Raw genomic sequence first — 9,909 nt, 5'->3', positions numbered from 1 at the left:
ATTGACTGTAGAGCCATTATCTAGCGTTACTTTTGTTTGTTCTTTTAAGGTCAAGTTATTAAAGGTAGAATCATCTATTACTGATTCGCATTCATCAGGTTTATCACAACTAATAGTTACAGTGCCACCGAAATTTGAGCCTTTAGCATATAGTTGTCTTACATCAGTTGTACCTGTAAATTCTGCACCTTTATCAGCTGCTAAGAAATCAGTAGTTACACTACCATGAAACTTAGAGCCTGCATTTGCAATAATGCTATCTGTTACTTTTACTTTACTTGTTGTATCAAATACTGAGCCATTATTTGCTATTAGTATGTTTGAATTAACTTCGTTTGTAAAGTTTGCACCGCTGTTAGCTGTGATTTCCTTAGTTGCTGTTACTATGCCACTAAAAATTGCTTTATCGTTAGCTATTATGTTTCCTGCTGTTACATTGCCTTTAAAATTAGCATTAGCTGATGTTAATGTATCTATAACATCTACGGTGCTAGCAAATTCTGAAGCTGTTGTTCCTACTAAAGTCTCTAAATTATTTGCTTTCACTGAGCTATTAAATTTAGAACCATTACTTGCTGTTAGTTTGTTTGTATCAATTGCATTTGCAAATGTTGAACTATCTGCTATGATTGAATTGTTTTTAACTATGTTTCCACTAAATGTAGAACCTATTGCTTTAATACCAGTTGCATTTACAGTGCTTGTAGCTGCAAATGTTGAACCTGCATTTGCTTCTAGGAATGCTGAATTTATCGTACCATCAAAACTAGCCCCGTTTGAAGTGATTTTATTGGTTGCTGTTGTTGAACCTTTAAAGTTTGAACCAGCATTTGCTATGATATTATCGTTTGCTTTTACATTGCTATTTGTATCAAATACTGAGCCACTATTAGCTGTGATTGTGTTAGCTGTGGTAATTCCACCAAAGCTTGAACCATTGTTTGCAGTGATGGTTCCTGCTGTTACATTGTTTGTAAAATTAGCATTAGCTGATGTTAGTGTGTTTGTAACATTTACTGTGTTAGCAAATTCTGAAGCTACTGTTCCCGCTAGAGTTTCTAAATCATTTGCTTTTACAGTGCCTTTAAATATAGAACCGTTACTTGCTGTTAGCTTACCTGTATCGATTGTTTTTTCAAATGTTGAACTATCAGCTGTGATTGAATTATTTTTCGCTATTGTGCCACTAAATGTAGCGCCAACTGCATTTATATTTGTTGCAATTACATTGCTATTTACGCCAAATGTAGAATCCTTTTGAGCGTCTAGAAATGCTGTTTTTATCTGTGCTTCAAATGTAGCATTTGCTGATGTAATTTTGTTTGTAATATCTACATTACCTTTAAATGTTGATTTGTTAGCTGTTAAGGTTTCTAATTCATTTGCTTTTACTAAGCCACCAAATGTAGCACCATCTGAAGTTATTTTATTAGTTGCTGTAGTGTTAGCGTTAAAGCTAGAATTTGCGTTTGCTGTGATTGTATTAGCTGTAACATCTTTAGTAAATGTTGTATCGCTTGATGTGATTGAGTTGGTGATATTTACAACTTCATTAAATTCTGATAATTTTCCACTTGTATCTTTTTGGCTTACCAAATCATTCGCCGTTACTGTGCCAACGAAGGTAGAACCTGTAGTTGTTAGTTTGTTAGTAACATTTGTAGTTCCATTTACAGTAGATGTTTTAATATCAGCTTCTTTTGCTGTGATTGCACTTGTAGCATCTAGTGTAGAGCCTGTCATGTCAAGTTTAGTTTGAGCATTAATCTTAGCACCTGTTGCGTTTGTAACATTTGTTATAGTGATATTTTGAGCTCTTAGGTTGTGATTAAGATTTGTTACACCAGAATTATCAATAGTTACACCATCTAAAGTTAAATCTGAAACATTTGTATTTGTTTTATGAGAACCTACTGTTGTGTTGGTTAGCTTTCCACCTGTTATAGTTAGTTTATTGTTTACAGAAGTATTACTATTACCATTGATAGATATATTACTTAGAGTACTATTTGTAAAAATAGTTTCTGTGTTAGAATCTAAAACTACATTATGATTTGACTGATCTGCTGTAGTTTTATGCATATTTACACTATCAAATGTATTGTTCCCAGCAAAAGTTATATAACCATCAAAGCCAGTATCTATATCAGCACCTTTACTGTTAGGGTCTTTGGGGTCTTTTTTAGTAAATGTGTTATTAGTATATTTTCCTTGAGCTTTTAGCTTTCCGCCTTTAAATGTATTTTCTTCTAAATTTATCGTACCTGTGGTGTCTAAACCTAGTTCTGTATCTGTAAAGGTGTTTCCTTTGTAAGTTCCTTTACCGTCCATTTTACTATTTGTAAAAATATTTCCTTCTGCCACTCCATTTAGATTAGAAGTAGCTTTTAAGGTAGCGTTAGTTATTGTGTTATTTTTAAGACTTAAATCTCTTTTTGTTATTATCGTTGTACCATTAACCTCACTACCTATTAAGTTTATATACCCTACATCATTAGTTACGCTACTATCTATGCTAACATTTTTTAGATGTAAGCTTGAATTTCCTGTAAAATTTGTATTTTGTATAATATTTTTAGTTATTGATGTTAAATCACCTATCTCTAATTGCTTACCTTCTATTTTAAAATTTACTTTTTGATCTGTTGTTGCTGTACTTGTAAATTTATTAATTATAGTCGAATGTTTAGCATTTATATAGGTTGAAGTCCCATCAACTGTAAGTTCGTTTATATTGATATCATTTCCATTATTTGTAAGTTTTGCACCATTTGTTAGAGTTATTTTATCTACAGTATTTTTATTATCGTTTTTAACTTCTTTTCCATTAATAACGCAAGGATTTGTTCCGTTAGGACAAACAATGTTTAAATCATCTTCAGCGAACATCTGTCCACTGCTAAGTGCTAAACAAGTTAATAATGATAAGCTTAATTTATATTTCATAATAATATTCCTTATTTAATGTTATAAAATCGCTAAAACTTTTAATTTTAATAAAATTATGTTAATTTAAAGTTTTAATTTTATCTTTATATAAATCTTTTAAAAGTGCTAAGAATTTGAATTATGAATTATGTTACGAACAATAAGGCTTAAAAGTTTTAATAATATTTTGATATATTAGTTAAAAATTATTTTAAGGGATTTTTATGTTAGAAATTTCTGGTTTAAATCTTGTTATTTTCGTTTTATTAGTTTTAGCTATTTTGTTTTTAAAACTAGCTATCAAAATCGTTTCTCAAAGTGATATTATCATCATTGAAAGGCTTGGGAAATTTCATAAAGAAATAAGCGGTGGATTTCACTTAATCTTCCCTGTACTAGATGTTCCAAGAGCTGTAATAACCATAAGAGAACAGCTTATTTATATAGATAAACAACAAGTTATTACAAAAGATAACGTAAATATATCAGTAGATGGCATAGTGTATTTAAAGGTAACTAATGGAAAAATGGCTGTTTATAATGTAGAAGATTATAAAATGGCAATTTCAGCCCTTGCAATGACAACCTTAAGGGGTGAAATAGGTGGAATGAACCTTGATGATACGCTAAGTAGTCGTGATAGATTAAACGCAGCTTTGCAAATGGCTTTATGCGATGCAGCAGATAACTGGGGTGTAAAGATAATGAGAGTTGAGATATCAGAAATCTCAGTTCCAGCAGGTATTGAAGAAGCTATGAATATGCAAATGAAAGCTGAGCGTGAAAAAAGAGCTATTGAGCTAAACGCTGAGGCTAAAAAAGCAGCACTTATAAGAAACGCAGAAGCGCTAAAACAAGAGCAAGTTTTAAACGCAGAAGCCATAGAAAGAATGGCAGATGCTAAAAAATACGAGCAAATCGCAATATCTTTAGGTCAAAAAGAAGCTATTCGCAATATAAATGAAGCAATGAGCGAAAATGTAAATGCGGCTGAGTTTTTACTAGCAAAGGGTAGGGTTGAGGCGTTTTTAGAGCTAGCAAAAAACGAAAGCAAAGACAAAATAATAGTGCCTTATGAAAGCAGTGAGTTAATCGGAGCTTTGAGTGTTTTAAAAGATTTTATCGGTAAGAAAAATGATTGATTATATTTTGATAGCTACTGGGTTTGTGTTAGGAATTATTGAGCTTTTGCTTGGTAGCTTTTATGTTATATTTTTTGCGATTGGGTTTTTTATAGTTGGAGTTTTAGGGCTTTTTGTAGAAATTAGTCTTGAAATAAAGCTTGTTTTATGTGTTGTTTTATCGCTTGGTTTATTGCTTTTATTTAAAAAATTTTTCAAAAAAAATCAAGAGATTGTAAAAGATAACTTTTTAGATGAAAGCGGTTTTGGAGTTATTAAAAACGGCATGGTGTATTATAAGGGAGCTTTATGGCAAGCAGATGAAATCTCACACCTAAAAGAAGGTGATAAGATTAAGATAAAAGGCGTAGAAAATAACAAATTAATCCTTGAGGATTAAAAGATTTTATTGTTTTCATCTATAAGCAAAGATAATAAAGCTTAGAATTGGAAATATGAATTTAAAAACAATATTTAGACCGTATAAAATAAAAGTATTGATTAATTTTAAAATAGTCTTGCGAATGCTTTAGCTACAATTCTAATTCCTATTTCAAATTCTTTTAATTTTTAAACTCCAAATACTTTTATATTTGTTCTTTTCTAACCCTTGCTCGGATTATTTGGCTTTATTCCTAGCATATAATAATTATCAATATTTTTTGCTTAAATTATCAAAGAATTTGAAATAGACATTTAAACTAATTTAAATATCTATTTTAAATAAGGGAAAATCCCTTATTTAAATTCTTTTATTTTTTTCATAATGCTATCTTTATTTTTTGAAATCATTGAGCTTTCTTTTCTTTCATTGCCATAATTATGCTTATAACTTAGCCAATTAAAACTACCGTTGATAATATAATCATTATCACAAATCAAAATCTTTTCATGAGAATTATCTTGATAGATTTTAAAGTTTTTATAATTTGAGCTAAGGTTATTTAAAATCTTTAAACCTTCATCATCTATTGGCTCTTTATCTAACCTATTGCGTTTTTTAATGCCATATTTGATATGAATATTTACACCTTTTAATAAGGCATTTTTAAAATCATCAAGATATTCATTCAGCACAACCGCTCTTACCCAAGGGCTTTGAATATACACATCTTTTTTTGCATTTGCTAAAGTATATTTTAGGTATTTTCCGTGCGAACATTCATTAATAATAGCTCCTTCTTCAATCTTAATGCCAAAATTATAATTATTGAAATTTTCTTTATTTTCTTCATCTGCTTTGTTTTCTCTAGGTTTAAATTTGTTTAACTCTAATAAATTTTCAAATAATCTTGATAATTCTTCATCTATTGCTAATTCATCGTTTAAAACGATGATTTTTTCTTCTTCGTTTTGATTTTTGTAAAAACAAGCTAAATGCTTTTTAAAATACTTTCCAATCTTATTAATCTCATTAATTTTATAAAGATTTTTGTTTTTATTAAAATTTCTAACACTTTCAAAAATAACTTGCTTTAAGGTTAAATCATCAATAAATTCATCGTTTAAAGCCTCGTTTCTTGGTCTTGCACTATTGTTTGGCTTTAGCTCGATTGCGTTTTGATTTGTTTTTGTTTCTACAAGGATATTTGACTCTGAAATCTCTAAAATATCGCCTAAAATCCCATCAAATAATACACATAATTCTTCTTCAATGGTTTTTCTAGCTCTTATTCCGTTTAGATACTTTTTGCCTTTATTATCTATTTGCAAAAACTTATCAACATATCCTTTATAATACAGCTCAGATAAAATAGTTCCTAAAATATCTTTATCAATACAAGTTATATTTAATATATTTGCAATGTGATTTTCTTTTATAACTTGCAAGAGTTTTAATATCTCTTCTTCTATCCTTGTTAGCTCTTCATTTTCTATAAAACTACAATTTATTACACCTTTATATACAGGATAATAAATTTCTTTTATATCATAAAGTTCATAATTTTTATCTTCTCCAAAATAAGCATATTTATGCTGGATTAAGTCTTTATCAATTCTCATCACTATCTCCTAATGTTTTTATCTCATAACAATCTTGATTGTTTTGCATGTATTCAATTATTTCTTTGAATGGATTTATGCCTTTATTTGTGCTTGATTTATATAAAAACTCAATATCTCCAACAATTAAAAGCAGTTTTTTTGACCTTGACAATGATACATTTAGTCTTTTTTCATCTGCTATAAAATCAATCTTTGCTTTATTGCCTGCTCCTGATCTAACGCAATCATAAATAATAATATCCCTATCACTTCCTTGAAAACTATCAACCGTACCTATATCAATTTCTAATTTTTCATCTTTATATTGCTTTACAATTTTACTTAAAGCACTATCTAATAAATGTTTTTGATCTTTATAAGGAGTAATGATTCCTATGCTTAAAGCGTTTATTTTGCAATGCTCTAACATTTTTTGAAGTTCTTTATTAATTACCTTTGCATTGCAACGATTAATTTTACCAGTACCTTTTTGCTCATCTGTTTTGTTTGCTAATCTACTTGTATTTAGCCATATTGCATTTTTATCGTAAAAAGGGATATTGTGTTGCTTTAATTCGTTTAATTCTTCTTTAGTCTTTAGTTCGCCTTCGTAAAATACATTGCTATAAAGATTACAAATGCTTTCATGTGCTCTATAATTGTATGTTAATCTATGTTTTAGATTAGGAAATTTAGTATTGCTTTCATAAATTTGCTCAAACAAAGATGTAACAACCTCAGCCTTTGAATATTCCTCTAAATTGTTTGCAATTTCATCATCAATTATAGGAGCTAATTGCTTGTGATCTCCTACAAAAATAATTCTTTTTGCTTTTATGCAAGGCACTAATAATTCGCTTAAAGTAGCTCTTCCTGCTTCATCAACTATTACTAAATCAAAAACAATCTCTCTAAAATTATTCCAAGATGATATGCCAATAAGAGTGCCAAAAATAAGCTTTACATTTTTTATAAAAAACATCTCAGTAGCACTATCTTTTGCACTTTTTGAAGTAATGCTTTGCAATGTTTCTTTAAAATTTGCTTGAAAATCTTCATATTCTTGTATTTGGTTTTTGTTTAGTTGTTTTAGATTCTTTGATACTAAAGTATTAATTAGTTTATCTGGAGTAAATTTTCTAGCAATTTCGCTCATTTTACTAAGGTCATTACCTATTCTTAGTACCTTTTTTTCTCTTTTTACAATCTTTTCTAATACATTATCTACTGCTTGATTGCTTTGAGAACTTATAAGCATTTTATAATTTGGATGTATTTTTAAAAACTGCCTAATAATTTCTACAATAGTGGTGGTTTTGCCTGTACCTGGAGGTCCTTGTATTAGCAAAATCTCACTTCCATCTTGCAAGCTTAAAGCTTTTTTAACTGCTAGTTGTTGGTTTTCATCTAAATCATTGTTAAAAAATCTTTCAAGATTTACAACCGTATTTTGCGTAAAACTTTCATTTGGATCACATAATTTATTTGCTAGATTATTTATATAAACATTACTGTTTTTAAGCTCGAATAAGGCTCTTTCTTTTTTCTTATATACAGATTCTTCGGCTTGATAATCATAGCTAATATTGTATTTTATAAAATCTTTATATTTATCGTATTGCTTGAGCTTTATTCCCGAATATTCATCATTAAGATTTACATACAATAAACCTTTTGAGCTTACAAATTTTTCTACCACCCCTTGAACTTCAACATCGTTTAATGTGGTTTTGGCTTGTTTTATGATTACTCTATGATTTTGTTTGAAGTGTTTTTTAAAATCTTCAATTAAAAAACAAATTTGATTATCTTTAAAGCTATCTATTATTCCTATTTGGCTTAATTTTTTGCTTTGGATAAATTCATTTTCAGCTCTTAATAAATCTTCTTCCATTTTAACAGATTTTACACTTGAGCTTATTTTTGAACTTGTTTTAAAATGCCTTAATTCTTCATATAAATTATTTAATTTATTTACTTTAAGTCCTGAAAAATACTCATCTTCACTAATTACAAAACTAATATTTTCTTTATAAAGCCCTTTTTTATAAATCTCATCAAGCCTAGCATTGTTATCAAACATTATGTGGAAACAATACAAATAATTATCGTTTTTAGTACTGCAACAAAACACAAAATCACCTAAAGCAATCTTTATTTCTTCTCTTGATTGTTTATCATAATCTAGTAGAAAATAAGGCTTATGGTTATTTATGTATTTTTCTAAATTTTCTTTTGCTTGATGATGAAGCAAATATTTATCTTGTTTTTGCATAAAATCAACATAGCCAGATATAACATCAATTGAGAAATTAATCTCAAATAAACTAGAAGGCTCTTTTATATATTTTAAAAGCTCTTCTTTAAGTTCATCAAAATCATTAAACATATCTAAATTAATAGAAAAATAATTTTTGGCAATGCTTTTAAATACTTCTAAATTGTTTTGATATATATTATTATTTAGCAATTTATTGCATAAAAAGTCCAAATATAATTTATTGTCTTTTATATATAATTTATCAGCTAGACAATCATTTAATTCAAGTTTTTCAAGTTTTATAAAAGAATCTAAAAGCTTTATTAGGTTTTTGATATTTAACAAACATTTTTGATTGTAACTATCAGCAAAGCAAAGGCTAGTATTGGTTAATAGCTCAAATTCTTGATAAACATCGGTTATAAAATAATAATAATTTTTATCTTCATAAAATTCACATTTTATTATATTCTCATCTTCAATACTACACAATCTATAAGCTAATGCACTTATATAAAGATTGTTTAAATCCTTTTTTAACCTATATACATAAAAATCTTTTGAATTTTTGCTTAATAACAATTTATCATTTTCTAAAATTTCTTTTGTTTCGTAGCCAAATAAACTACTCATAGTACTTCCTTTCAATTTCTTAATTTTCGTAACTCTTATCCGTTTTAATTTTTGTCGTTCATTTCGTAATTAATTTCCTAGCCTTAAGCTAGGAGTGATTATTTTTTATTATTTGGGTTTAGTTGTGCTCCGCGGTTGCCTTGATTTTGAGCATATTGCTTATTAACACCGCTTACACCCTTGTTAGCATTTTGCATATTTGCTGCATTATCTTGTGGTTTCATCTAATCTCCTTTCGTTTTATTTACTTTGCAAAGCGAACGAAGTATATAATTTGGCTTAGGGACATTTAGGGACAAAAAAATGAAAACAAATAAAGAAATAGTAGAAGAACTTAAGAAAAAGATAGATAATTACATTATTATCAATAACACAACTCTTGTAAAAGTTGCTAGAGAATTAGCAGAACAAGTAGAGAATTTAGAAAACGAAAAAGAGATAAATAATTTTTATGAATCATTTAAAAAATTACTAGACAGAGATAGTGATAATCCAAGGCGTAGTACTATAGAAAAATTACAAAAATACTATGACTATTTAAGTCCCCAAGATAGATTTGAATTCGAAAGACAAATTCTTGGGGATAAATGCGTTAATAATTTATTAAAATTATCTTACTGTCATTTAAATAAGTGAAGATAAATTATAACCAATAACAATTCTTAAAATTTTTATTAAATTCGTTAAAAAAACGATTTGTATTTTCAAATTCATCAAAAGATTTTTGTGTTTTTCTTAATGCACATATGCATTTTGATTTGTTGTATGAATTGTTTCCAACACAAGAATTAATAATTGCATATTCTTGTTCAATAGAATATCTATTTTCATGAGCTAAAGCAGCACTACTTAAAATACTAACTAAAATTAAACCTAGTGAAAGTTTTTTCATTTTATTCCTTTGAAGTGATATTAGAATTTTAATTTTATTAAAAAACTCTAAAATAAATATTAAAATATTTAATGGATTAAATAGAATTA

8 protein-coding genes are annotated in these 9,909 nt (G+C 28.0%); 3 read left to right on the top strand and 5 right to left on the bottom strand.

The window, feature by feature from the left end:
- Window positions 1-2,946 (bottom strand): beta strand repeat-containing protein (locus AVANS14531_RS05950; RefSeq protein WP_336611681.1); only part of this gene is annotated, 2,946 nt, incomplete at its 3' end.
- Between the two features lie 206 nt (window positions 2,947-3,152).
- On the opposite strand from AVANS14531_RS05950, the gene AVANS14531_RS05945 reads away from it, so the two are divergent.
- Complete coding sequence (locus tag AVANS14531_RS05945; RefSeq protein ID WP_336611680.1) at window positions 3,153-4,070, top strand: SPFH domain-containing protein; 918 nt, start codon at window positions 3,153-3,155, stop codon at window positions 4,068-4,070.
- The gene (locus AVANS14531_RS05940) at window positions 4,063-4,449 is read left to right on the top strand and encodes an NfeD family protein (protein WP_336611679.1); all 387 of its coding nucleotides are present in this window, start codon (window positions 4,063-4,065) and stop codon (window positions 4,447-4,449) included. The genes AVANS14531_RS05945 and AVANS14531_RS05940 overlap by 8 nt, the downstream gene beginning before the upstream one ends.
- A 338-nt stretch (window positions 4,450-4,787) precedes the next feature.
- Here the strand turns inward: AVANS14531_RS05940 and AVANS14531_RS05935 are convergent, their stop codons facing one another.
- The 3 genes from AVANS14531_RS05935 to AVANS14531_RS05925 form a co-directional block, all read right to left on the bottom strand.
- A complete protein-coding gene (locus AVANS14531_RS05935; protein ID WP_336611678.1) occupies window positions 4,788-6,053 on the bottom strand; it encodes a phospholipase D-like domain-containing protein in 1,266 nt (421 codons plus the stop codon).
- A complete protein-coding gene (locus AVANS14531_RS05930; RefSeq protein ID WP_336611677.1) occupies window positions 6,043-8,928 on the bottom strand; it encodes a DEAD/DEAH box helicase in 2,886 nt (961 codons plus the stop codon). The genes AVANS14531_RS05935 and AVANS14531_RS05930 overlap by 11 nt, the downstream gene beginning before the upstream one ends.
- 98 nt (window positions 8,929-9,026) lie before the next feature.
- Window positions 9,027-9,152, bottom strand: a complete 126-nt coding sequence (locus AVANS14531_RS05925) for a hypothetical protein (protein WP_336611676.1) — start codon at window positions 9,150-9,152, stop codon at window positions 9,027-9,029.
- A gap of 79 nt (window positions 9,153-9,231) precedes the next feature.
- Between AVANS14531_RS05925 and AVANS14531_RS05920 the strand changes: the two genes are divergently transcribed.
- On the top strand, window positions 9,232-9,564 hold the full coding sequence (locus tag AVANS14531_RS05920) for a hypothetical protein (protein ID WP_336611675.1): 333 nt from the start codon (window positions 9,232-9,234) through the stop codon (window positions 9,562-9,564).
- Window positions 9,565-9,571: 7 nt separating this feature from the next.
- Here the strand turns inward: AVANS14531_RS05920 and AVANS14531_RS05915 are convergent, their stop codons facing one another.
- Entirely contained in the window at window positions 9,572-9,820 is a 249-nt protein-coding gene (locus tag AVANS14531_RS05915) for a hypothetical protein (protein WP_336611674.1), read from the bottom strand.
- Window positions 9,821-9,909: the final 89 nt, after the last annotated feature.

The organism is Campylobacter sp. Cr9 (assembly GCF_020138295.1).
Lineage (GTDB): Bacteria > Campylobacterota > Campylobacteria > Campylobacterales > Campylobacteraceae > Campylobacter_E.
This window is presented reverse-complemented; position numbering and strand designations above follow the sequence as displayed.

Coding starts and splice junctions, on each gene's coding strand:
- AVANS14531_RS05945 (WP_336611680.1), top strand. CDS start 3,153: ATGTTAGAAATTTCTGGTTTAAATCTTGTTATTTTCGTTTTATTAGTT.
- AVANS14531_RS05940 (WP_336611679.1), top strand. CDS start 4,063: ATGATTGATTATATTTTGATAGCTACTGGGTTTGTGTTAGGAATTATT.
- AVANS14531_RS05935 (WP_336611678.1), bottom strand. CDS start 6,053: ATGAGAATTGATAAAGACTTAATCCAGCATAAATATGCTTATTTTGGA.
- AVANS14531_RS05930 (WP_336611677.1), bottom strand. CDS start 8,928: ATGAGTAGTTTATTTGGCTACGAAACAAAAGAAATTTTAGAAAATGAT.
- AVANS14531_RS05925 (WP_336611676.1), bottom strand. CDS start 9,152: ATGAAACCACAAGATAATGCAGCAAATATGCAAAATGCTAACAAGGGT.
- AVANS14531_RS05920 (WP_336611675.1), top strand. CDS start 9,232: ATGAAAACAAATAAAGAAATAGTAGAAGAACTTAAGAAAAAGATAGAT.
- AVANS14531_RS05915 (WP_336611674.1), bottom strand. CDS start 9,820: ATGAAAAAACTTTCACTAGGTTTAATTTTAGTTAGTATTTTAAGTAGT.